General features: G+C 42.1%; 15 protein-coding genes. 10 read left to right on the plus strand and 5 right to left on the minus strand.

Annotation, left to right across the window (positions count from 1 at the left end; all coding sequences use genetic code 11):
* Nucleotides 1-4: 4 nt before the first annotated feature.
* The 3 genes from AC1HJP_RS15680 to AC1HJP_RS15690 all read left to right on the plus strand — a co-directional run bounded on the left by AC1HJP_RS15680 (nt 5) and on the right by AC1HJP_RS15690 (nt 6,520).
* Nucleotides 5-2,596: a family 20 glycosylhydrolase gene (locus AC1HJP_RS15680; RefSeq protein ID WP_480362603.1), complete on the plus strand. Its 2,592-nt coding sequence runs from the start codon at nt 5-7 to the stop codon at nt 2,594-2,596.
* Nucleotides 2,597-2,802: 206 nt separating this feature from the next.
* Nucleotides 2,803-4,095, plus strand: coding sequence for an N-acetylglucosamine MFS transporter NagP (gene nagP / locus AC1HJP_RS15685; protein WP_480362604.1), 1,293 nt, complete (start codon nt 2,803-2,805; stop codon nt 4,093-4,095).
* A gap of 211 nt (nt 4,096-4,306) precedes the next feature.
* Complete coding sequence (locus AC1HJP_RS15690) at nt 4,307-6,520, plus strand: YgiQ family radical SAM protein (protein WP_480362605.1); 2,214 nt, start codon at nt 4,307-4,309, stop codon at nt 6,518-6,520.
* A gap of 67 nt (nt 6,521-6,587) precedes the next feature.
* On the opposite strand, the gene AC1HJP_RS15695 is transcribed toward AC1HJP_RS15690, so the two are convergent.
* Nucleotides 6,588-6,881, minus strand: a complete 294-nt coding sequence (locus AC1HJP_RS15695) for a hypothetical protein (RefSeq protein ID WP_058028672.1) — start codon at nt 6,879-6,881, stop codon at nt 6,588-6,590.
* A 72-nt stretch (nt 6,882-6,953) separates the two neighbouring features.
* Here AC1HJP_RS15695 and AC1HJP_RS15700 point away from each other — a divergent pair, with 72 nt between their 5' ends.
* The gene (locus AC1HJP_RS15700) at nt 6,954-7,163 is read left to right on the plus strand and encodes a hypothetical protein (RefSeq protein ID WP_390448164.1); all 210 of its coding nucleotides are present in this window, start codon (nt 6,954-6,956) and stop codon (nt 7,161-7,163) included.
* A 16-nt stretch (nt 7,164-7,179) separates the two neighbouring features.
* On the opposite strand, the gene epmB is transcribed toward AC1HJP_RS15700, so the two are convergent.
* Nucleotides 7,180-8,193, minus strand: coding sequence for an EF-P beta-lysylation protein EpmB (gene epmB / locus AC1HJP_RS15705; protein ID WP_480362606.1), 1,014 nt, complete (start codon nt 8,191-8,193; stop codon nt 7,180-7,182).
* Nucleotides 8,194-8,235: 42 nt separating this feature from the next.
* On the opposite strand from epmB, the gene efp reads away from it, so the two are divergent.
* Nucleotides 8,236-8,802 carry an elongation factor P gene (gene efp, locus AC1HJP_RS15710; RefSeq protein ID WP_058028675.1) on the plus strand — a complete coding sequence of 189 codons (567 nt, stop codon included), beginning with the start codon at nt 8,236-8,238 and terminating at the stop codon, nt 8,800-8,802.
* Nucleotides 8,803-8,888: 86 nt separating this feature from the next.
* Complete coding sequence (epmA, locus tag AC1HJP_RS15715; protein ID WP_480362607.1) at nt 8,889-9,863, plus strand: elongation factor P--(R)-beta-lysine ligase; 975 nt, start codon at nt 8,889-8,891, stop codon at nt 9,861-9,863.
* A 22-nt stretch (nt 9,864-9,885) separates the two neighbouring features.
* Here the strand turns inward: epmA and AC1HJP_RS15720 are convergent, their stop codons facing one another.
* From AC1HJP_RS15720 to AC1HJP_RS15730, 3 genes are all read right to left on the minus strand, one after another.
* Complete coding sequence (locus AC1HJP_RS15720) at nt 9,886-11,094, minus strand: methyl-accepting chemotaxis protein (protein WP_480362608.1); 1,209 nt, start codon at nt 11,092-11,094, stop codon at nt 9,886-9,888.
* 72 nt (nt 11,095-11,166) lie between these two features.
* Nucleotides 11,167-11,859 (minus strand): glycerophosphodiester phosphodiesterase, encoded by a 693-nt coding sequence (locus tag AC1HJP_RS15725; protein WP_480362609.1) that lies wholly within the window; start codon nt 11,857-11,859, stop codon nt 11,167-11,169.
* Nucleotides 11,859-12,722: a DMT family transporter gene (locus tag AC1HJP_RS15730; protein ID WP_480362618.1), complete on the minus strand. Its 864-nt coding sequence runs from the start codon at nt 12,720-12,722 to the stop codon at nt 11,859-11,861. The genes AC1HJP_RS15725 and AC1HJP_RS15730 overlap by 1 nt, the downstream gene beginning before the upstream one ends.
* Before the next feature lie 152 nt (nt 12,723-12,874).
* On the opposite strand from AC1HJP_RS15730, the gene AC1HJP_RS15735 reads away from it, so the two are divergent.
* The 4 genes from AC1HJP_RS15735 to AC1HJP_RS15750 all read left to right on the plus strand — a co-directional run.
* Complete coding sequence (locus AC1HJP_RS15735; protein WP_480362610.1) at nt 12,875-13,975, plus strand: sensor histidine kinase; 1,101 nt, start codon at nt 12,875-12,877, stop codon at nt 13,973-13,975.
* On the plus strand, nt 13,972-14,574 hold the full coding sequence (locus tag AC1HJP_RS15740) for a response regulator transcription factor (protein WP_480362611.1): 603 nt from the start codon (nt 13,972-13,974) through the stop codon (nt 14,572-14,574). The genes AC1HJP_RS15735 and AC1HJP_RS15740 overlap by 4 nt, the downstream gene beginning before the upstream one ends.
* Before the next feature lie 139 nt (nt 14,575-14,713).
* Entirely contained in the window at nt 14,714-16,900 is a 2,187-nt protein-coding gene (locus AC1HJP_RS15745; protein WP_480362612.1) for an ATP-binding protein, read from the plus strand.
* 376 nt (nt 16,901-17,276) lie between these two features.
* Nucleotides 17,277-25,120, plus strand: a 7,844-nt coding sequence (locus tag AC1HJP_RS15750; protein WP_480362613.1) for an SdrD B-like domain-containing protein, incomplete at its 3' end; no start/stop codon positions are given.

A 25,120-nucleotide genomic window follows, 5' to 3' on the forward strand; every position in this document is an offset into this window, starting at 1 on the left:
TAAAATGATAAACAAGAAATTTGCTCTAGCGGGTATCATGGCTGCAATGCCATTATTTGCTCAAGCTGGTTTATCTCAACAACAAGTTGATAATTTCGCAAAAGGTACAGAACTAACTTTTGCAGTTGAAGACAATTTTCATAACGGTGCTGCCAGCTTTATCGGCTCTATGCGTTTAAAAAACAATTCATCGGTTGCTTTGCCAGAAGGCAAAAGTGATTGGCAAATCTATGTGCATTCAGTGCGTAAAATTTCAAAGGTAAATACCCAAGGTATTGCTATTGAACACATCAATGGTGACTTACACCGTTTTGTACCAACAAACGAGTTTAAAGGCCTAAAGGCTGGAGAAAGTTTAAATGTTGAGTTTGAAGCGGGGGCTTGGGTGGCCTCATATTCAGACTTTATGCCACGTGCTTTCTTAGTCAGTAATAAACAAAAACCAGCAATTTTTGCTAATACTGACACCGAAGACCTAACTACATTTATTGCGCCATTTGAACGTGATAATCAGCTTTATCGTTACAACGAACCAAAAGATCAGACAAAACTTGCTACTCCTGCGCTACGTTTTGAGCGTAATCAAAGCAATATTGAAGTAAGCAAAGAAGACGCGCTGAAACGTATTATTCCAAAGCCTCATTCGGTTGACTTCAACCGCGGGACTGCAGAGCTTGATAGCAGTTGGCAGATTCGTTTCGCAGGACGATTAAAGTCAGAAGTGGCCGTTTTCCAAGAAGATCTTGCTGACTATGGTTTAACACTCAAGGCTGAAGCCGATCATATTTCAGCAGGCAAAACGCCGACTATTTTCTTGAAAGTGAATGATGCACTAAAAGTTGATGGTAAAGTGGCTTCTGAAAGTTATCACCTAGAAATTGATGACGACAAAGTGGTTATCACTGGTAGCGACAACGCCGGTGTATTTTACGGTATTCAAAGCTTCTTAGCGCTAATCCCTGCAGATGCAAAAAATACAGTGTCAGTGCCTAACGTAGAGATAGAAGATACGCCGCGTTTTGCTTGGCGTGGTATGCATTATGATAATGGCCGTAACTATCATGGTAAAGATGCGCTGTTCAAAATGGTTGAACAGATGGGTCGTTATAAAATGAATAAGTTCCACTGGCACTTCTCTGAAGATGAGGGCTGGCGCTTAGAGATCCCTGGTTTACCTGAGCTAACAGACATTGGCGGTTATCGTTGTTTCGATTTAGAAGAGCGTAGCTGTTTATTAACTCAGTTAGGTACTGGTCCATTTAAGTCGGGCACAGGTAATGGTTATTTAAGCCGTGAGGACTTCGTTGAGTTACTGAAGTTTGCTAAAGCGCGCCATATTGACATCATTCCTGAGATTGAAGGTCCAGGTCACGCTCGTGCCTCAATTATCGCAATGGAAGCACGTTATGATCGTTTAATGGCAGAAGGTAAACCTGACGAAGCTAAAGCATATCTATTATCTGATCCGAAAGATACTTCTCAGTACTTAACGGTTCAAAACTACACAGACAATTCAATGAATGCGTGTATGGATTCGACTTACGCGTTTATTGAAAAAGTAACCTACGAACTACAAAACATGTATCGCGAAGCGGGTACGCGTTTAACAAATCTTCACTTTGGTGGTGACGAAGTTGGTGCAGGCTCTTGGGTTGGTTCACCGGCGTGTCAGGCAATGTTCGCTGATCCGAATAATGGCGTAGCAGGTCCAAATGATTTAAAACCTTACTTCACTCAGCGTGTCGCAACTATGTTTGCTAAACGTGGCATTGCACCAGGTGCGTGGGAAGATGGGTTAATGTACGACAAAATTAACCCGTTTAAGCGTGATGAATTCCCTAATGATGTATTTACTGCAAACGTGTGGGATAACATCTGGGAGTGGGGCGTTGCAGATAGAGCACACCGTTTAGCAAACAATGGCTATCAGGTTATTTTATCTCATGGTACACATTTGTACTTTGACCACCCTTATGAAGCGCACCCTGAAGAACGCGGCTACTACTGGGCGACGCGTTATACAGACACCAAGAAAACATTTAGCTATATGCCAGATGATGTCTATGCCAATGCCGATTACACCCGCAGCCGTGAGCCAATTGTTAATTTAGAAGCATTAGTCGGCCGTGAGCTACCGAAACTTGAAAAGCCAGAAAATATTCTTGGTATTCAAGGTCAGGTATGGAGTGAAACTATCCGTACTGAAGATCAAGTATTACGTATGGTATTCCCGCGTATCCTTGCCGTTGCTGAGCGCGCTTGGCACAAAGCAAGCTGGGAAGGCAGTCAAATTGAACCAAAGGCATTTGCGAAAGACTGGCACACTTATGCAGCTGCATTAAGTGTAAAAGAGCTAGCTAAACTTGAGCGTGATGGTGTGAATGTCAATTTACCTGTACCAGGTGCAAAAGTAGTAAATGGTCAGCTAGTGGCTAACTCTGCGTTCCCACATTTAGTGATCCAATATAGTACAGATGGCGGCCAATCTTGGTCAGAGTACACCTCACCTGTTTCTGTAAGTGGTAAAAATGCGGTGAAATTACGCACAACATTAAACGGCAAAAAGTTTAGCCGTATTACGCAGTTAACACTTTAGTAAAGACTGAAACTTATCAGCAGGATTAAAAAAGGGCTTAAAAGGCCCTTTTTTAATTAGCTGGTAAGGCTAGTAATAGAACAAATTTTAACGTAAAGTAAAATGTCAGCGCTGTCATTTTTGTTTACATGATGTAAAAAGCTGAAAAGATTTTATGGCATTGTGCCAATCTGACATAATTAAAATCACACAACGAGTAGAAGTTTATGGAAGCAACTGTGTCAAATTCAACGACGACTAAAAGCAATGCCATTCCTTTGGCTATCGTTGCGGCGATGTTCTTTATTCTGGGTTTCGTTACCTGGTTGAATGGTTCATTAATGCCGTATCTAAAGCAACTTTTTGATCTGACACCTATTCAGGCGTCTTTGATCTTATTCTCTTTTTATATTGCAGTGACATTTACTGCTATCCCATCGGCAAAATTCGTTAAGAAAGTGGGATACAAAAACGGTATGGCCATCAGTATCGGTATGATGATGGCAACAGCTCTGCTATATATCCCTGCAGCTAAAACTCAGGTGTTTGCGTTGTTCCTGGTGGCGCAGTTTACTATGGGTATCGCGCAAACTATTTTACAAACCGCAGTTAACCCTTACGTAGTGCGTTTAGGCCCTGAAGAGTCTGCAGCGGCGCGTGTAAGTATCATGGGTATTCTTAACAAGTTTGCAGGTGTTATTGCGCCATTAGCATTCACCGCACTTGTATTAGGCGGTTTTAGTGAAGCTGCTTCAAGCGCGCCTTTATCTCAAGTTGAAAAAGATGCTATGGCAGGCAACTTAGTGATGCCTTACCTAGGTCTTGCTGCATTTATTGGTCTGTTTGCTGTAGGTATCAAATTTGCACCACTTCCTGAAATTGAAGAAGAAAATGAAGATAAATCTGCGGGTACAGTGAAAGAAGCTTTAGCGCACCCTAATCTAGCGTTAGGTGTTGTTGCATTGTTTTTATACGTAGCGGCTGAAGTAATTGCAGGTGATACGGTTGGTTCATTTGCACTGACTTTAGGTGTCGCGAATTATAGTGTGATGACTTCATATACTATGGCATTTATGGTAACAGGCTATGTACTAGGTATTCTTTTAATTCCTCGCTTTATCTCGCAACAAGCTGCGTTGACAGCATCAGGTATTTTAGGTTTGGCACTGACTTTTGGTATTGCTTTTGTCGATCCAACTGCCACTTTAAACGTTCCGACGTTTGGTGAAATGCCAGTAGCAGTATTCTTCTTAGCACTATGTGGCCTTGCAAATGCAATCATGTGGCCGGCAATTTGGCCATTAGCTTTGTCTGGACTTGGCAAGCTAACTAGTGTAGCTTCTGGTTTATTAGTTATGGGTATTGCTGGTGGTGCTTTTGGTCCACTTTTCCTAGGTTTAGCAAAAGGTTCTGAAGCAACGGTTGCATCTAGCCAAACGGCATACCTGGTATTATTACCATGTTACCTATTTATCCTCTTCTATGCCCTGAAGGGTCATAAAATGAGAAGTTGGAAGTAAAGCATTTCTATCTAAAAGTAGAAATAATCCCGTGTGTAATGCCACCGCAAGGTGGCATTTTTTTGTCTAAAATTTACTCGTAACATCCTTAGTACTTTCAACACCCTAGCCGAAACCCATCAACGATGGAACTTCACTAGCGCTGTTTCAGATTCCAGCACGATGCGATATGCGGTATAATTCGCGCCTTTTTTCTATTGGGGCAATTTACATGAACGCGTTAAAAGCGGAACGAGCACTGTTTTCCTATCCCAAATATTGGGCGGAATGTTATGGCAATGCACCTTTTCTTCCGACAACTCGACAAGAGATGGACGAACTAGGCTGGGATAGCTGTGACATTGTGTTAGTAACCGGTGATGCGTATGTAGATCACCCTAGCTTCGGAATGGCTGTCATTGGTCGTGTGCTAGAAGCACAAGGTTTTAGAGTCGGCATTATTGCGCAGCCCGATTGGTCAAATAAAGATGCCTTTATGTCACTGGGTAAACCAAACTTATTCTTTGGTGTAACCGCTGGCAACATGGACTCGATGATCAACCGTTATACGGCTGAAAAACGTATGCGTCACGATGACGCTTACACGCCGGGTAATGTCGGTGGTAAACGTCCAGACAGAGCGGTTGTAGTATATAGCCAACGCTGTCGCGAAGCTTATAAAGATGTACCTCTGGTAATTGGCGGTATTGAAGCCAGCTTACGCCGTATTGCTCACTACGATTATTGGCAAGAAAAAGTGCGTCGTAGCATCATCTTTGATGCTAAGGCTGACATACTCATCTACGGTAATGCTGAGCGTCCATTAGTTGAAGTGGCACATCGTATTGCAGCGGGTGATGACATTAGCCAGATCCAGAATATTCGCGGTACAGCGGTTATCCGTAAAGAGCCGTTAGATGGCTGGCGCGGGAGTGATTCAACTGCAATCGATAAAGTGGGCAAAATCGACCCAATTCCAAACCCATATGGCGCTGATGATGTGGGCTGTAGTAAATCTGAGTTTGCTAAAGCGGGCATAGATTTAAAAGCCGAAGAAGCTAAACCTATTGTGGTTCAACCGCCCAAATTAAAACCATGGGAAAAAGCCTACGTAAAACTTCCGGCGTTTGAGCAAGTAAGCGTGAATAAGCCGCTTTATGCTCATGCTTCACGTATTTTGCACCAAGAAACTAACCCAGGCTGTGCTCGTGCGTTATATCAGCGTCACGGTGACCGTTATGTATGGGTGAACCCACCTGCGTTTCCTTTAGAAACTGAAGAAATGGATATGGTGTTTGGTTTGCCATACCAGCGTGTGCCTCACCCAAAATATGGCAATGAAAAGATCCCTGCCTACGACATGATCAAAACTTCGGTAAATATCATGCGGGGGTGTTTTGGAGGTTGTAGTTTCTGCTCTATCACAGAGCATGAAGGACGCATTATTCAAAGTCGTTCAGAAGAGTCGATTTTAGATGAAATTGAACAAATTCGTGACAAAGTGCCTGGCTTTACTGGTGTTATCTCAGACTTAGGTGGCCCAACAGCTAACATGTATAAGCTGCGTTGTAAGAGCAAAAAGGCTGAGAGTACCTGTCGACGTTTATCCTGCGTGTTCCCTGATATTTGTAAGCATATGGATACCGATCACACGCCAACGATTAACTTGTATCGTAAAGCGCGTGATGTGAAAGGCATCAAAAAAATCCTCATTGCATCTGGTGTACGTTATGACTTAGCAATTGAAGATCCTCGCTATGTAAAAGAGCTGGTATCACACCATGTTGGCGGCTATTTGAAAATTGCGCCTGAACATACCGAATCTGGTCCGCTTTCAAAGATGATGAAACCGGGTATGGGGGCATATGACAAGTTTAAGGAGTTGTTTGATAAGTACTCTAAAGAAGCCGGTAAAAAGCAGTATTTGATCCCATATTTTATTTCGGCTCACCCAGGTACGACCGACGAAGATATGGTGAACATGGCGCTGTGGCTAAAAGCCCATGATTTTAAACTTGACCAAGTTCAAAACTTTTACCCGTCTCCTATGGCAAATGCGACCACGATTTACCATACAGAGATGAACTCGCTGCGTAATATAAAGAACAACAAAGAAGTGGTGAGTGTGCCGAAAGGGGCAAGACAACGTCGCTTACACAAAGCCATTTTGCGTTACCATGATCCTGCAGGCTGGCCGATGATCCGAGAAGCCTTACGTAAAATGGGTAAGGCAAATCTAATCGGTGGTGGACCGAATTGTTTGGTGCCAGACGAAACCAGACAAGAAAAAGCGCAGCGTGGCAAAAAAGGCACAGGTAATGGGCAGCAAGCTCGCAAGGGCGGCAAACCAGCTCTGACACGTCATACCGGGTTTAGTCAGTTTAAAAAGGCCAATACTAAGCCGAAAGTTGGAGCGAATAAGCAAAGAGCCAATAAGTCTAAATAGTAGGTATAATCAAAAAAGCTGTCGTAAGACAGCTTTTTTGTAACTAAAAGAAGGGAGGTCGTGAGGCTTATTTAAATGTAGCTAGCAATTGCAGTAGATTTTGGATCTTAAACACCACGGCTTTTAATTTCTCTTCGTCTAAATTTTCCATTTTGCTGAGTGCTTCAACGTCTGCGGCTGTATCAAGTACATAAGGCTTGAAGCGTTTTGCTTCAAAATCAAAGCCCGCATTTTTATCGAATAGTGCGGTGAATTTTCCATGCCCTTGTTGCTGCAATTCATCTAATTTTTTATCTGCATCAAGTGCCTGACGGTAAACGACTTTTAGATTTTCATTGAGTTTTTCAATAACAGCTTGCATGTTTTTCCTAAAGTTGTCGGTAAATCGGCCGATAGTGTACGAGGATTCAATTAAAAAGTCAGGTACATGCTTATGAATATTTCAGGAGGTTCTTTACCTGTAATGTCTGATGCTGGTGAGGGCGGTAAAGTAGTGAGTGCTGCTTTAGCCAAAAAGCAGCAGCAGGTAGAAGGTAAAGCGGCACTTGCTCTGATTGATGCTGCAAGTACTAGTTCGGCAGCTCAGAGTCCAGCACAATCAACCACAGCAACTTTGGGCAATAATATTAACGTGTACGTTTAATCGTTCGCGATTGGTATTAGCCCAGCTGTAAATCAATCGGTGTCTTACTTGTTTTGCCACCGATTTCTCTCACTAATTTGGGTACTAAGAACCCAGGAAGTTCAGCAAGCATACCCGCCATCAAGCTAAGCGCAGCTTCTTCAGAAATATCAAAATGACTGGCACCTTCTACTTTGTCTAGTAAGTGTAGGTAATAAGGCAGAATATCCGCCTCAAATAGTCGTTCGCTCAGTGCTACTTGCGCTTCTACAGTGTCATTTATCCCTTTTAACAAAACCGCTTGGTTAAGTAGCGTAACATTGGCTTGTTTAAGCATTTGCATGGCGCTTTCAAAATCATCGTCAATCTCGTTGCCGTGATTAATATGGTTCACAAAGATGATTTTTAGCGGACTCGCTTTAAATCGCTCGCATAACTCAGGCGTAATACGTGCAGGGATCACCACAGGCAAGCGGCTATGAATACGCAGGCGTTTAATTTGTGGCAGTTGCTCTAACTGTTCTAAAAACCAACTAATGGCGTTGTCTTTGGCCATTAATGGATCACCGCCACTTAAAATGATTTCATTCACATGCGTGTGATTTTTTAAGTACTCAACCACTTCGAGCAAAGCCTGTTTATTTACCTGGTTATCTTGATAAGGAAAGTGACGCCTAAAGCAGTATCGGCAATTCACTGCACAGCCGGTTTTAAACATCACCAACACACGAGAGCGATACTTATGCAATAAACCAGGTATGGCACTTTGCTGCTCTTCGAGAGGGTCTTTGTTGTAGCCGATCTGAGTAATAAATTCTTGGTGCTGAGGTAGCACTTGCAGTAATAGGGGGTCATTCGGATCGCCAAAACGCATCTTCTTTATAAATGGCAGTGGCACACGCATCGGGAATAAACGACGCGCTTCTAGGTCTTTTTCGCTGAAATGACCGTCGATGCCAAGCATTTTTACTAGAGTTTTTGGGCAAGTGACCACATTTGCCAATTCTTTTTGCCAGTTACTATGCAAATTTACTTCATTTGTTTGTATCATTAGCAGGTTTATTACTCGATAAAAGAAGATTAGAGGATACCGATGGCGAATTATAGCACCAACGAGTTCAAGGGCGGCCTAAAAATTATGATCGATGGCGAGCCGTGCACCATCTTAGAAAATGAAATGGTTAAGCCGGGTAAAGGCCAAGCGTTCAACCGCGTTAAGATCCGTAAACTGATCTCAGGTAAAGTACTTGAGAAGACATTCAAGTCTGGTGATTCAGTAGAAGGTGCTGACGTAATGGAAACTGAGCTAGCTTACCTATACACAGACGGTGAGTTCTGGCATTTCATGAACAATGACACATTTGAGCAGATCGCTGCTGACGAAAAAGCAATGGGCGACAACGTAAAATGGTTAGTTGAAAATGACGTATGTACAATTACACTTTGGAACGGTAACCCAATCGCGGTAACACCACCAAACTTCGTAGAGCTAGAGATCACAGATACTGATCCTGGTCTTAAAGGTGACACTGCGGGTACAGGTGGTAAGCCTGCAACTCTCACTACAGGTGCTGTAGTACGTGTGCCACTATTCGTTCAAATCGGCGAAGTAGTGAAAGTAGATACGCGTAGCGGTGAATACGTAGGTCGAGTGAAGTAATTTCTAGTTATTTCTGAGACCAAAAAATCCCAGCTTATGCTGGGATTTTTTATGGTTAAAATGAATTTTTGAAAGAGTTGGATAGTATGTCTGAAATTAACTGGGCACCGAGTGCGGATCTTCAAACACTCAAACAGCGTGCGGTAATTATCGCGAAAATTCGCCAATTCTTTGCACAGCGCGATGTGATGGAAGTCGAAACGCCAAGCTTATCGGCTGCCAGTGTGACAGACGTTCATCTAGCGACTTTTGTGACTGAGTTTGTGGGCCCTGGTAATGCCGAAGGTTTGCCTTTATACATGCAAACCTCTCCTGAGTTTGCCATGAAGCGCTTACTTGCCGCAGGCAGTGGCGCAATTTATCAATTAGCCAAAGCATTTCGTAATGAAGAGTCGGGTCGTCATCATAATCCTGAGTTCACTATGTTGGAATGGTATCGCCCGGGGTTTGATGAATTTGATTTAATGAGCGAAATTGATGAGCTGATGCAGCTTATTTTAAACTGCAAAAAAGCCAGCTCTGTGAGTTATCAACAAGTCTTTATAGATGTATTAGGGCTAGACCCGCTTGAAGCAACCCTAAGCGAGCTACAGCAGCTCGCAACTGAAAAAGGCTATGGCGATATTGCCGCAAACGAAACTCATAAAGACACGCTTCTACAGTTGCTATTCTGCATGGAAGTCGAGCCTAAAATTGGCATTGAAGCGCCTTGTTTTGTATATCACTTTCCGGCCTCACAAGCGGCCTTAGCGCAATTAAATCCGGATGACACACGGGTAGCAGGGCGCTTTGAGCTGTATTTTAAAGGCATGGAATTGGCCAATGGCTTTAATGAACTCACGGATAGCAAAGAGCAAGCAGTTCGTTTTGCGGAAGATAACCAGCTCAGAGTGCAAATGGGCTTGCCAGAAGTGGCAGTAGATGAACGCTTTTTAGCGGCGCTCGCGCATGGTTTGCCGCAATGTTCGGGTGTCGCGCTAGGCATTGACAGGTTAGTAATGCTAGCGACGGGCAAGTCGTCAATTAAAGAGGTGATTGCCTTTGATGTCACACGTGCCTAACACATGTGACACCTTACTTTAATCATCTCACGAAGCGACGTAATTCGTTTTGCGTCGTTTGTGTGAGTTTTTGAGCTTGTTGGCACTGCTCTGAAGCGGCATCAATTTGCTGTTTTGCCTGTTGCGCAAGTTCAACAATATTGAGTACAGTTTGATGGGTGTGGTTTTGTGTTGTTTCAAGTTGATGTACTGCACTCACTATCTCTTCGAGTTGAGTTTGGTTATGCTCAAAGTCACTGCACATGTTGGTAAAGCCGCCTGACGTTTCACTGATGGCTTTCTCAGCCGAGCTTGAATGACTGATCAACTGTTGTGACTCTTGATGTGTCTCACCAACTAACACATCCATTTGGTTGATGAAGTCGCTGATCTGACGCGTCGCATCGTTTACTTTAACTGATAGGTTTCTAACCTCATCGGCAACCACCGCAAAACCTCGACCAGCTTCACCAGCACGTGCAGCTTCAATTGCAGCATTCAGCGCCAGCAAATTAGTTTGGTCCGAAAACTCTTCAACCATCTTGAGAATGCTACGTATGTTGTCACTGTTCTCCTTTAGTCCTGCAACAGTATTGGCGAAATTGCCAAGTAATTGCGTGATGTGCTGAATCTCACCGACTAAAGTAGACAAAGACTGCGATGAACCACGCACAAAGTGCAGGCTTTCGGTATTAGCTTGATATACATGATCGGTATTACCCACAATACTTTGTAAGCTATGGGTCACTTGGTCGCTGGCGGCAATGATAGAATCACTGCTCGAAATCTGTTGAGCACCCAATTCAGAGGTCTGCTGCATAGAGCGAGTGACTTCTTGGTTAGAGTGTGCTGCGACTTCAGCACTATGATAAGTGGTGTTGAGTAGTTCACTTAAGCGGCTGGTAAAGTGATTGTATTGCTCACTGACTTCACGGAACTCGTCGTAAGTAAATTGCGGTAACTTCGCCTCTAAATTACCATCGTCTCTATTTATTTGTTCTAACGTATCGCGCATGGCTTTGATTGGACGCACGATAAGAAAACGCATATAAAATAGCGTGAAGATAAATCCACCGATGGCGCCAAGAGCCATTAACCAAAATAGTCCTGTGCCTTGTTTGTCTTCAGTTAATTCTGCATACAGCCAAAATAAAGTAACGAGCTGCAAAGCAAATAAAAAGCTCAGGTTGCCGAAAATTTTTCTCGACAGAGTAAAAAAGAAACTCTGTTCAATTTGATTATATAAACTCATGTATAGACTCATATTTTGGCTCTTGATTTGCCAATTTCTTTTAATTTTAGAACATACTAGAGATTTCTTGCATTATCGCGACAAAATCATTTTAGCGTAGCACGGGTAATTACTAAAAATACCATCTACGCCTAAGTTCTGCATTTCTTCTATTTCTTGTTGTTTATCGACCGTATAGGTCATCACCTTTAGGTCTCTTTGCTTGGCATCTGCCACAAACTCATGGTTAATAAAGTTCTTATCTAAATGCACACTGTAGGCATGCAGGTTTTCTGCAAAATAGGCATAATTAAGCGGGATAGAGGCGGTTAACGCGCCTATTTTAACCCAAGGCAGATTTTGCTTAAGCCATTTTAGCTGGTGGTGATCAAACGAGGAAAGTAAAAGCTGTTCACGCTCAATAATGCCCTCAGCCACGCTTTTTTCGAGGATTTGAACCAGTTTATCTAAACCAAAGGTGTGTTTAAGCTCTAGGTTGATTTGAGTTTGTGTACCAATCAGCTCGAGTACCTGTTGTAAATTAAGGACGTGTTGACCCTCTCCAGCATCAAGCTTACTGATTTCTGAAAATGGTGTATCAACCACTCGGCCATTACCATTGGTTGTGCGGTCTAACCAAGAGTCATGAATGATCACAAAGTCATCGGCGCAACTTTGTACGTCGAGTTCAATGCCATCAATTTGTGCTTGCAAAGCCGCTGTAATGGCAGAAGCTGTATTTTCAGGGTAGTTACCACTGGCACCTCGGTGCGCAAAGATCTGCATTAGGCTTTTTTCCTTGTGATTGACCAAGTTTCAAAACAGGCTGCACTAACAACCAGCAAACCACCTATTAAAGTCATCATATTTGGCTGTTCTGACAATAGCATAAAAGCCAATACGGTGCCGTACAAGGGTTGTAAACAAGAAATTAACCCGGCTGTTGTTGCAGATAAGAATCTTAAACTGCTGGCAAATAGCGCATGCGGCGCTGCGGTAAAAATAATACCTGCTAATAACAGTAACCATATATCTTGTTCGGGTAAATCTGTCGGACCAACATCAACGAAAGCACATAGCATTAAACTCGCCACTATAGTTTGATAAAGCATAGTCTGAGGGCCGCTATAAGTTGAGAAATATTGCTTTTGTAGCAGGTTTCTTAACGCAAATAACAACCCTGAGAAAATGCCTGTGACTATGCCTAATGTGACGTCATTGCCTAAGTTTGCCTCTGGTACGAGCAAGTAAATCCCGAATAAAACCGTCACAGCACTGATGATATCTTTGTTTTTAAGCTTCTGTTTACTAAAAAAGGGTTCTAGAAATACGGTAATCACCGGATAGGTAAAGAAAGCGATAATGCCTGTCGCAATGCCTGCTAATTGCATACCTGCAAAGTAGGTAACCCAGTGCAAGCCAACGACAATACCTAAAATTATTGCGATGCCGTAATCTTTTTTGTGATTAAGGGCGATGGCTTTGCCTTGAAACTTGAGTAAGCAAACTAGGGCAATAAAGGCGATGGCTGTACGGTATACCGTAATATCAAGCGCTGATAAGGCAATGAGTTTAGAAAATAATGCAGTACCACCGAACAGCAGTACGGCAGTATGGAGCTGAATAAGTGCAGATTGTTCTGAGCGCATGAGTGTGTCGTGTTGTCTTTTTTTTGAGTCTATCATTGATGACACTTGTCACTAAACAAATTATGAATAGCAGTTAGTCTATGTAAGTATATGTACCTATTATGTTTTCGAGTACGACTACAATAACAGACTGACCCAGAACTGGAATGAACATGCTGAACAAGCCCCACAATATGGCATTAGCCCACCCCAATAAAAAGTTTTGGAATTGGGGGCCACTATTTTTCTCAAGCTTTTTCTTTTTTCCTTTACTGACTAATTGGCAGTCGTTATCAGTGGGTGATATTACGGCGCAGCTAGCTATCTATGCGTTTTTTGTTTTTTTATATGGTATTGCTTTGTATAAGAAAGGTGAGTCAGTAACACCCAGTCTAGCTGCCATGGCTTTACTCTGCTGCTTAGGTACTTACGTAACCTATGGCACTCACTCCCTATTTGGCTTTATTGGCTTCTTTTGTGGTTTTAATTATCGCCGAAAGCAAAGCTTTATGATGATGGCAGCATTGCTGGTGGTTATTTTTATTAGTGCATTTTTATTTGTGCCTGTGAAATCACTGTATTTCGTCTCTCCAGCAGCGATTGTCAGTATCGGTTTGTTTATCTTTGGCATGATGGAGCAAAGAGAGCGACTCTATCGTGATCAACAAGCCAAAGACCAGCAACAAATTGAGCAGTTGGGAGCAATTGCTGAGCGAGAACGTATTGCTCGAGACTTACATGATTTACTAGGCCATTCACTGTCATCAATTGCGCTAAAAGCAGAGTTGGCGAGTAAGCTCACAGCGGCTGGAGCAAATGAACAAGCTTCACAAGAATCGGAGCAGGTGGCGCAATTAGCCCGAGACTTATTAAGCGAGGTTCGACAAGCCGTTTCTGGTTTAAAACAAGTGGGGCTATATGCGCAGATTGATGTATTAATCGCACGTTTGCAAGATGCAGGCTTTATTGTCGAGCAATCAATTGATCGGGTCGTGTTAATTGCAGAACAAGAATCTAATTTGTGTTTTATTTTTAAAGAAGCGGTGACCAATATTATCCGCCATAGCAAAGGAAAGCATGTTAAATTACAATTAAGTTCCCATAATGGGGTTGCAAAGGTGCTTATTAAAGACGATGGTATCGTTAAAAAGTATCAGTGTGGCAATGGCGTTGAAGGGATCAAAGACAGGGTTACGACATTGCAAGGTCGGTGTGATATCAACACAGACTCAGGTATGGCCATCAACATTCAGTTTAAGGAGCACATTGCATGATCAAAGTATTAGTCGTCGAAGACCAAGGGTTAGTACGAGGTGCCATTAGCGCCTTGTTAGGATTAGATGTGCAAATAGAAGTGATTGCACAAGCTCAAGATGGATTAGAAGGGTTAAATGCGCTTCAAGCGCATGATATCGACATTGTGCTCACTGATATTGAAATGCCAAACATGACTGGACTTGAACTTGCTGAGCAAGTCATAGAAGACTACCCGAATAGTAAAGTGGTCATAATGACGACTTTTTCAAGGGCGGGATATATTAGACGTGCCATGGCCATGGGGGTGAAAGGGTTTGTGCTTAAAGAAGCCCCCAGTGAGTATTTGGTCAATACCCTGAAAAAAGTCATGGTAGGGCAAAAAGTCATTGATCCTGAATTGGCGATGAGTGCGTTAGAAGACAATGATCCTCTCACTGAGAAAGAGCGTAAAGCACTACGTTTTGCCAGTGAAGGGTTAAAAACCACTGAAATTGCACAGAAATTGTTTTTGAGTGAAGGCACAATAAGAAATTATTTATCAGAAGCGATTGCGAAACTAAACGCAACAAATCGAGTTGATGCGGCCCGAATAGCTAAACAAAAAGGCTGGCTGTAATTTAACCAGCCATGTAGACTATTGCAAAAGACTAAATATTTGTAATGTAGAGTAATATACTTACTCTATTAATTTGCTTTAAAATCATATTTTTAAATATTAGACTCATCCTAATTTCCTAGTTTAAAATAAGTGGATTATGCAAGAGCTACATTTCGCGATGCCAATAATGTCGTTAACAGCGATTATTTCTGCTGGTGTGATGACCCTTAATTGGTTCATGTATCAGAGCGCTAATGGCGTTAAGCAATGGATGTACTCTATGCAGTTGATGGCACTGACCTGTTTGCTGTTAATTGGAATTAGCTACCAGCCAGAAACGATTACTTTTGCAGCCCTTATTTGTCTATTCGCGACTTTCTACTTCTTTGTTTCAGGCACAGAAAAATTCTTTAAAGTGTCACACTCTCCAAAACTATGGCTCGCGATAGGTGTGGTGTATTTTGGACTCACAATCTGGTTTAGCTTTATAGATTCAAACAGAGCAATGCGTTATATCGCTTCATATTCTTTGGTATCAATCGCCATGGGGTTGTCCATTCGTTCATTGATGATTTGCACACCTAGCCAACATCAGCGCACTAATTTGTCGCGTTGGGGCTTTTTGGTTTCATGCTTGTGTGTGTTTGCCGTTTTATCTATTCATTTATTAACATTAGATGCACAGCCTGCGAGCGCAGCATTAATGAATTTAAATACCATTCAGGTGTTAGTGATTGCCGCCACGGTATGTTTGCCAATTATTTTATGTGTGGCGTTTAGCCTCTTATGTGGTGCACAGCAGCTTGAGAAAATGGCTGTTTTAGCGCAAAAGAATAACCAAGCCAGTTTATTAAAAGGGCGTTTCTTAACTATGCTCAGTCATGAACTCAGAACGCCTTTGAATGCCATTGTGGGTCACGCTGATATGTTAAAGCGTATACCCCGTGAACCGCAAAAACATGCGCAATTGTGTGATGTGATCAGTGAAGCTGCGCTTTCACTCTCAGATCTGGCAAATCAAGTGTTACTGCAAGCGAAGGGCGAGCAAGTCAGCGCTTTACTTAAGCCCACAAGTCTAGCCGAGCAAGCGCAAACTGTGCATGAATTACTTTTGCCACTTGCTAAAAACAAAGACTTAAACTTTAAACTGCGTATTGATGAACGCTTGAGTGGGCTTTACTTTCTAACAGATAAAGAATCTCTTCCATTGATCTTAAAGAACCTAGTGTCTAATGCGATTAAATACACAGACCATGGTGAGGTCGTTTTATCCGTCAGTATGCATGAGCAAAAAGCGCAAGCGGGCGACACTAAGCAAGTCGTGAGGTTCTCAGTTTCAGATACAGGCGTGGGCTTAAGTAAAAGCGCACTGGATTATATTTTCGAGCCTTTTGCGAGCAGCCAACTTGAGCATAACATCAGTAATAGTGCAGGTTTTGGTTTAAGTTTAAGTAAGCAACTTGTAGAAAACTTAGGTGGAGAATTAAAGGTGAACAGTGAACTAAGTAAAGGCACTGTTTTTACTTTTGATTTAGTTCTGTCCTGTTGTGAGACACCAGAGCGAAGAGTAGAGCAAAGTAACGTAAAGTCACCTGAACAGCTCGCATCTAATCGCATTCTTATTGTTGAAGACAACCTTTTGAATCAAGAGGTGCTTAAGCACTACTTACAAGATACCAAGATGCAGTGTGAGTACGTGAGAACGCTCAAAGCCGCCAGTGAGAGTATGGTTGATAATCAGTTTGATGTTATCTTACTCGATATGCATTTACCTGATGGCCACGGTTTAGAGTGGTGGCAAAATTTACAAAGCCAGTTTGAGCCAGCTCAGGCTCCGACAGTGATTGCATTGACAGGTGATGCTGATGAACAAGCACAACAAAGATATTTACAACAAGGCATTGCTTACTGTTTAGAAAAGCCGGTATCAGGCTCTACACTGTTATCCGTGCTGGAGCATGTGGGTACTGCACATACAACACAAATAAACCCTTTGCAGTTATTAGACGAAGCGTTAATACACCGTTTGAATCAGCAATTTGATAGTCACTTCTTAAATACGAAATTAATGTATTTAGCGGATACTTTTGATTACGAGTTTGCTCAGTTGCAAGGTTTAGCAGATATTCAAGCCATCGATCAGCTTGAAGTAAAATTACAGGCCTTAATACAAGAATGTATTGAGTTAGGTCTAAAAGCCCTCGCCCAAGCGCTTGAAGAAACCAATCAAGCCGTAAAGGCGAAGCAAGTAATTGATTGGCGCGCTTTACATCATTACGCAAAACAAAATGCGCTTGCGTTGCAAAATTATCAACAAAGGTTTGTTTCAGGTATAGGGAAATAGCCGGCTTTTGAGATTAGAAACTTTGCTATATTTTGTTTCTCTACAAAGTGCATGGAGCAATGAACACTGCTTTTTTGGTGAAATAGTAGCTAAATTGCATATATTACAGCACATTACGCTTCTACCAAAAAGTATTGCTTTTAAAGTTAAACCCTCATCTCTAAATATTACCTAAAAATCAACTTCTACATATTATTTCCATAATCATCTGAAATTGTTTTAATTTTGTGCATATTACACTGGATTACACCCTCCTTTATCATTAGAATTTCCCGCTCGACTTGCGTTGTGTTTAATTTAGGTAAATTTGGTTCTTGGGATGTTCTGTAAGCTATTAAAGTTAATGTTATTGCCGCTTTTGCTTTTAGCGAGTTCGGTGTGGGCAGTAGATATTCAAATATCTACGTTTGAAGACATAGATACCACAGTGCCTCGTGGCGGAGAAGTCAGATATAACATCGAGTTTACTAACAGCGAAGAAGACACAGCAGAAAATGTTGTGGTTGAGTTCTTCATTCCAGAAACAACCAATTTTGTCTCGAGCACCAGTAGCTGCCAAGTGCAAGCCTACTTTGATGCGGGAAAATCACGCAATAAATTACGATGTGAGATGGGAAGCATACGAGGGCGAACATCAGGCTCTTTGCAAATAACCATAATTACAACTGCTGCAACAGGCTTAACCATTGAACCTAGCGTACGTATTTCTGCAGATAATGAAGATCCTTCTAAATTACTAAACAACGAAGAAACGCAAAATACGTCAATCGTCGCAGGTGTTGATTTGGCTGTCACAACACTGACATCAGATCCATCGGATGTATACCTCAATCAAACTTACCAATATCGTGTTCAAGTTAAAAATAATGGGCCAGATGACGCTGCTAACGTGGTGTTAAAGCATACTTTGCCAAGCTTTGCACAGTGGAGCTCAGGAGGCAGCCAGACTTCAGGGTGGAGCTGTAGTCGAACGAACCAAGTGATCACTTGTACTAGAGGTGCCTTGTCATCTGGGCAGAGTGCTTCACTAAGCTTCGCATCAAGTGTGACACAACTGGGGAGTGGGGTAGTAACGGCGAGTTCCGCGATTTCAAGTGATACAGCTGAACTTGATAGCAGTAATAACAGTAAAACTGTGAATACAAGGCTAAAAGAGCATGCAGATCTTGCAGTATCTGTAGCGACAAAGATCCCAGGTTATTGGGGCATAGATCCAAATACGGCTCACAGTTATGAAATCACAGTTAGAAATTTAGGACCAAGCAAAGCATTAAAACCTATTATGACGTTCACTTTGAAAGATGGCGTTACCTTTCAGGGTGTTACACCTGCGACTGGGTGGAGTTGTAATCGGAGCGGACAGCAAGTTTCTTGTAGAGCAACTTCTTTAGATATCAATGACAGCGATGTCATAGTTGTGCGTGCATTATCTCCTCAAGTTAAAGGCCAGTATGCCTCGACAGCTAAGATTGCTACTGATAGTAATGGTGGCTCTGTAGACCTAAATAGCCGTAATAATTCAGCGAATGGCACGATTAATGTTGTTGTTCCTCAGACTCTCAGTGTGAGCAAAACAATTGATGGGGGTAGAAGCTCTTTTGTAAGTGGTGAGCAATTTACCTTTAAGATTGCTGTGACCAATAGTGGAGATACGAAAGAGTTAATCAGCTTAGAAGATACGCTACCAAACCAAGTGGCTTTAATTTCTCCACTAAGTTCAGCCGTTACTTCAGATGACTTTAATTGTTCTGTGTCTGGCCAAAAAGTAACTTGCTTACCAAAAGTCGCATCAATAGCGAAAGATCAAACTAAGCAAGTTCAATTAACGGTTAAGGCTGTTTCAGTTGGGAATAGTATTACTAATACAGCTACTGTGACACCAAAGACAGGAGATGCTGCAACAGGCAGTGTTTCTTTTAATGTCGCCTCAAGCGCAGCGAAACTTGTGTTACAAAAGACCTCTAACTTGGCTTGGAATAATAAGAATTACATGGGCCAAACATTCAACTATTATCTGCAAGTTGAAAATACGGGAGCGGGCGCGGCGTCGAATGTTACGCTTCAAGATACGCTAAGCGACAGTTATACCCCGGTTAGCTTTATATCCCAACGCAATGTGAATGGTACATGGCAAACATCCAGTGATTGGGCATGTTCAATCACTTCGCCAACATTGAATTGTACTGCAAGTTCTATTGCGGCATATACCAAGACGCGTGTCGTATTAACGGTGAAAGCGCCTTTTAATGATAAGATCCCTCGTAATACTTTCTCTGTTGGATATGGTAGTAGTAACTATCAAACTTCATACACGGGTTGGGAATTTAAACCAATTAACCCTGTTAAATTAAGTGTTTCTAAAGCAAAGCGTGCGAAAGATACAAGGAATACTAAGTTAGTTGCTAAAGGAGCTTTGATAGAGAGTATTATTAAAGTAAAAAATAACGGCGAAGGTGCAACACAAGGCACATTAACACTTGAAGATGCACTAAAAAACGGGGAGCAGTATGTCAGTGCCAGTGGTAGTAACTGGTCGTGTACACATCGAGATCCATTAGCAAACGGGACTGGTGGCATTGTTTCTTGTGTGTTTAGTAATAAATTACAGTCCGGCACTCAAACCAATAAAGTGACCATTATCACTCGAGCTGTGGCTGAAGGTACATTAACTAACATTGCAACAGCCAAAGATGTGGGTGGTTCAGAGGTTAGTGCGCAAAGAACCAAATCTATTACAAGTTCGCAAACTGCGGATCTTGCAATATCAAAAATAGTCGATAAAGCATCACTGTCAGCAGCTGAGAACGAGCTTAATTATACGCTAACTGTGAGTAATCTTTCTGGTTCAAATATCACTGGAAACGATATTAAAATTAGTTCAAATACAGGCAAAGCGGCTGTTTTGATCACGGATGACTTTACCGCAACGTTTAAATCGAAATACGACAGTCAAGCAACCGCTATTCGCTTTCCTAGTAAAGTAACCAGTTCGCGCGGTAGTCAATTTAGCTGTCAAAGCAAAGAGACTGGTAGTTTTGAAAATACTAAGACACAGATCTTTTGTCACCTTGTCAAAAATGAAGTTTTTGTTGTAGGTGATCAAGTTCAAGTCCCAATTACCGTCGCGCGTCCATTTGTTTTGACTAATGGGCAGGTTATCAATAAAGCCTCAGTATCATCAAATACTCATTTGGACCTTGAAACGGCAAATAATACAGCCCAAGTTGCGAGTAATGTTGCAGCTAAGTTTGATGTTGCAGTCACACAAGTGAGCTATGCGCAAAATCCTGTAAGCACAGGCGATAACGCCATCATGACCATTGAGCTAGCTAACCTTGGGGCGAGTAAAGCGTCAGGTGTTGAGCTAGTTCATACATTTACCAAACCTGCAGTGAATACATTTACTTTTATTAGTAGCCGCTTTTCGAGAAGCGGACAAAGCAATGTCTGTCGTTTTAATTCTGCGGCGAATAGGTTGACTTGTAATATAGGGGAGCTGGCAAGTAACGAAGCGCAAACAGTGGTTGTGACAGTTTTACCAAAAAGTGCTTCTAATCGAATGGACTGGCGACTTGATGGAACATCTGTGATCAGTGCTGACAATATGCAGTTTGATAATTTATCGAGTAACAACAGTAAATCTCAGGCCTTGCAAGTAAAAACACGTACAGCAAACCTAAAAATTGAAAATAATGATATTGATGATCCGCTAGGCTGGTATCCAAATCCAAGGGGGTTCCCAGGTTCTCTTGATAACATTGTGGTGTATAAAGTTGATCTAGAATACTTGACTGATAACGATGGTAATACATCTGTTGCTAGCGGCGTAGGGTATGACTTTCAAGTGACCCCTAAGGGTGTCAATCAAACCCTTAAATTTTTATGTGATAGCGGTGCCAATAATACTTGCTCAGTGTCTCAAGCACGCTGTAGTAACACTGGTCAAAGTTTCACAGGGCAAACAACGTTTAGCTGTCAAGGACCAGAAAATAGTAGTGATAGCAGCTTAGAAGAGTATGAGCTTCGAGAAAATACAGCTGGCAATAACGCAATTTATACCCGCTATATGTTTTTTGAAGTGATTTCTCGCCCCTCGACTACCGGTGAAGTAGCAGAAACGTTGGCCACTATTTTCTCAAATGAAAAAGACAATGTATCTGCTAATAATAGCGAAGCTGAGAAAACCTCTATTCGGGTGGCTGTAGACTTATCCCTCACTAAAGAAGCATCTGTGCCTCAAGTTGCAGTGGGGAGTGAGTTTGAATATATCATCAAAGTAAGTAATGCTGGCCCGGGTGATAGCGCAGGCAACGTTGTTTATGACTATCTGCCAACTTACTTGAGCTTAAATGGTGCAGTCAGTACTTCTAAAGGGGTATGTACTACAAGTCGAGCTACCGCACCTAGCAGCAGCCAAGTAACTGACTTTATTCGTTGTGATATAGATCTGATTGCAATGAACGAAACGCCAATTGAAATTCGTGTTCCTGTTAAGCTTAATAGTATGCCGAGTGGCGAACAAGTCTTGAATGAAGCATGGATTGAAACAAAAGGCTTTGATACCAATAAGACGAATAATCGTAACTCTGCGACTACGCCTGTAGTCAAAGGTATTATCTCAGGTAAGGTATTTTTCGATTTACAAAATGATGGTGTATTTTCGAGTACAACAGACAGTGGGTTAGCAAATATTCAAATCTTATTGAATGGTAACCTAGATGCTGGTGGCAGTATCACGCAAAAAAGCGTGATGACGAACAGATCTGGTGAGTTTTCTTTTACTGATCTTGCTCCAGGCACTTATACACTCACACAACCTACCCAAACAGCCTTAAACCAATACCTAGATGGTAAAGATAGCCGTAGTGGTGAAGTTTTAACTAACAGTGAAAATAGCGATCTAATCTCAAATATCCGCCTTACAGCAGGTAGCTCATCATTAAATCATACATTTGCAGAGCGTGGCGCTGCATCAGTAAGTGGTTATGTTTGGGTTGATGAAAATGATAATGGCTTTAAAGAGGCTGTAGAAACTAGCGGTATCGAAAATGTCACCCTGACTTTAACTGGTACAGATATACACAGTAAAAGTGTGACTTTAACTACTCAAACCAATGCGCAAGGCTTTTACCTTATTGATGACTTTACTGGCGGCAATTACCGTCTGACACAAACTCAACCAAGCGAATACAATGATGGTTTAGAAAGTGAGGGTGGTGCTGTTATCGAGAATACGCGCGGCACAGATGTTATCCAGTTAGAAACGGTTACAAATAAAGCTAAGTTAGAAAATCGAAATTTTGCTGAATTATTAAAAGTACAGCCTGCGAGTTTATCGGGTCGTGTATTTGTAGATGCCAATGAAAACAATGTGTTTGATGGTGCAGAAGCTGGTATTCAGAATATTGTTATCCAATTAACAGGTACTGATCATACCGGTGCCACGGTTGATAAGCGTGAAACAACCGCCGCAGATGGCACTTATAGGTTTAGCGATATTCAGCCTAGTAATACCAGTGGTTATACATTGACGCAGCTATCACAAGATATTTTGGTCGCGAATTATGAAGATGGCGCAGAAAGTATCGCTTCATCTGTTGTCGCGCAACCCAGTGTGGGTGACAGCTTGAGTGTTAACCTTGCTTCAGGACAGACGCTATCAGAATATAACTTTGCCGAATTAACGCTTTCAAAAGAAGGTATTATCTCGGGTTACGTTTATATCGACAGTAATGATGACGGTATAAAAGCAAGCAAAGAGCAGCCACTAGAAAACGTACAGTTTACGCTTTCAGGCACTACCATCAGTGGTAAAACAATCAGTAATGTTCAGGTTGTGAGTAATGCCTCAGGCCGATTTGAATTCACTGGTCTTGAACCTAGTAACTCAGATGGCTACAAGGTGACACAAACACCACCGCAACACTATGTAGATGGTCTTGAGCGTTTTAACCGCATAGAAGTTGCAGGGTCTCGCGGCACAGATGAAATCACGAGAATTACATTAACACGTAAACAAACTCGTGAAGATCTGTATTTTGCTGAATTGATCCCTCCGACTAATAAAAAGATCGTGGCGAAAGTACTGCTGGATATTAATCAAAATGGCACTTTCAATGGTGAAGATACATGGCTACAAGGTGTTAATGTAACGCTTACTGGCACTAACGTGTTCGGTCAGCAGTTAAATATTACTCGTGCAACAGATCAAAATGGTGTTGTTGAATTTACTGAGTTACACCCTGCAAAAGTTGCTGCGCAATACACGCTAAAGCAAGCTGTTGTTGCTGAGTATGCGGATGGTAAAGACTATTTAAATAGCATCGAAGTAGCTGATCATAGCGTTGATAAAGTTGTGATCACGACACTAAATTCAACACCGACTGTATTATTTACTGAAAAACCGAAAATTGGTGATAGACAGGTATCTGGTCGCGTATTCCTAGACACGTTACAAGACGGTGAACTTGAAGTAGCAGAGCTAGACAAAGCGCTTGAAAACATCACAGTTACGCTGACTGGTAAAGATAAGTTCGGCCGAGCGGTGTCACTAACGCGTACCACAGATATCAATGGTCAGTACACGTTTGCAGACTTAACAGAAGCAAACAAAGATGGTTACAGCGTGACAGCAACACAGTCAGGTCTGACAAATCATTTAGACGGTAAAGACTACTTGATTGTTGGTGCAAGTCGCACTGAATCGCAAACTGCAAGCAATACGGTTGTAATTGATCTAACTGCTAATACACGCACCGCAACCGTTGACTTCACCGAGCAACTTGGCGCAATTGCTTATTCGATCTCAGGTCGTGTATTCTTAGACACGTTACAAGACGGTGAACTTGAAGATGCTGAGTTAGACAAAGCGCTTGAAAACATCACAGTGACCCTGACAGGTAAAGACAAGTTCGGTCGCGTGGTGTCACTTACACGCACCACAGATATCAATGGTCAGTACACGTTTGCAGACTTAACAGAAGCAAACAAAGGTGGTTATAGCGTGACAGCAACACAGTCAGGTCTGACAAATCATTTAGACGGTAAAGAGTACTTGATTGTTGGTGCAAATCGCACCGAATCGAAAACGGCAAGCAATACGGTTGTAATTGATCTAACTGCTAATACACGCTCAGCAACAGTGGACTTTACAGAGCAGCTAGGCACAATTCCTTATTCGATCTCAGGTCGCGTATTCCTTGATACCTTACAAGATGGTGAACTAGAAGCAGTTGAACTAGACAAAGCGCTTGAAAACATCACAGTGACCCTGACTGGTAAAGACAAGTTTGGTCGCGTGGTGTCACTAACGCGCACCACAGATATCAATGGTCAGTACACGTTTGCAGACTTAACAGAAGCAAACAAAGATGGTTACAGTGTGACAGCGACACAGTCAGGTCTGACAAATCATTTAGACGGTAAAGAGTACTTGATTGTTGGTGCAAATAGCACTGAATCGCAAACGGTAAGCAATACAGTTGTGGTTGATCTAACAGCGAATACACGCTCAGCAAGCGTGGACTTCACCGAGCAGCTAGGCACAATTCCTTATTCGATCTCCGGTCGCGTATTCCTAGACACGCTACAAGATGGTGAACTAGAAACCGCAGAACTAGATAAAGCGCTTGCAAACATCACGGTAACGCTCAACGGTAAAGACAAGTTTGGCCGAATGGTATCGCTTACTCGCAGTACAGACGTGAATGGTCAATATGTGTTTTCAGACTTAACTGAATCGAACGCTGATGGCTATAGTGTTAGTGCATCACCATCTGGTTTGAAGAACCATAAAGGTGGTAAAGATTACTTAATTAAAGGTAATGCAAAAAAAGCATCGAATACCCCGAACAGTACAGTCGTAGCTGTTCTTTCTGGCAGCACACGTAATGTAAGTGTTGATTTCACAGAACAGCTTGGCACGATCCCTTACACAATTTCTGGTCGTGTATTCCTAGACACGTTACAAGATGGTGAACTAGAAGCTGTTGAACTAGATAAAGCGCTTGAAAACATCACAGTGACCCTGACAGGTAAAGACAAGTTTGGTCGCGTGGTGTCACTCACGCGAACCACAGATGTTAATGGTCAATACGCGTTTGCAGATTTAACCGAAGCAAATAAAGATGGTTACTCTGTCGTTGCAACCTTCTCAGGCAATACAGCTCATGATAATGGTAAAGATTATCTGAACATAGGTGCAAATCGCACAGAGTCAAA

This window comes from Pseudoalteromonas sp. NFXS53, from assembly GCF_056629255.1.

Coding starts and splice junctions, on each gene's coding strand:
- AC1HJP_RS15680 (WP_480362603.1), top strand. CDS start 5: ATGATAAACAAGAAATTTGCTCTAGCGGGTATCATGGCTGCAATGCCA.
- nagP (WP_480362604.1), top strand. CDS start 2,803: ATGGAAGCAACTGTGTCAAATTCAACGACGACTAAAAGCAATGCCATT.
- AC1HJP_RS15690 (WP_480362605.1), top strand. CDS start 4,307: ATGAACGCGTTAAAAGCGGAACGAGCACTGTTTTCCTATCCCAAATAT.
- AC1HJP_RS15695 (WP_058028672.1), bottom strand. CDS start 6,881: ATGCAAGCTGTTATTGAAAAACTCAATGAAAATCTAAAAGTCGTTTAC.
- AC1HJP_RS15700 (WP_390448164.1), top strand. CDS start 6,954: ATGAATATTTCAGGAGGTTCTTTACCTGTAATGTCTGATGCTGGTGAG.
- epmB (WP_480362606.1), bottom strand. CDS start 8,193: ATGATACAAACAAATGAAGTAAATTTGCATAGTAACTGGCAAAAAGAA.
- efp (WP_058028675.1), top strand. CDS start 8,236: ATGGCGAATTATAGCACCAACGAGTTCAAGGGCGGCCTAAAAATTATG.
- epmA (WP_480362607.1), top strand. CDS start 8,889: ATGTCTGAAATTAACTGGGCACCGAGTGCGGATCTTCAAACACTCAAA.
- AC1HJP_RS15720 (WP_480362608.1), bottom strand. CDS start 11,094: ATGAGTTTATATAATCAAATTGAACAGAGTTTCTTTTTTACTCTGTCG.
- AC1HJP_RS15725 (WP_480362609.1), bottom strand. CDS start 11,859: ATGCAGATCTTTGCGCACCGAGGTGCCAGTGGTAACTACCCTGAAAAT.
- AC1HJP_RS15730 (WP_480362618.1), bottom strand. CDS start 12,722: ATGCGCTCAGAACAATCTGCACTTATTCAGCTCCATACTGCCGTACTG.
- AC1HJP_RS15735 (WP_480362610.1), top strand. CDS start 12,875: ATGCTGAACAAGCCCCACAATATGGCATTAGCCCACCCCAATAAAAAG.
- AC1HJP_RS15740 (WP_480362611.1), top strand. CDS start 13,972: ATGATCAAAGTATTAGTCGTCGAAGACCAAGGGTTAGTACGAGGTGCC.
- AC1HJP_RS15745 (WP_480362612.1), top strand. CDS start 14,714: ATGCAAGAGCTACATTTCGCGATGCCAATAATGTCGTTAACAGCGATT.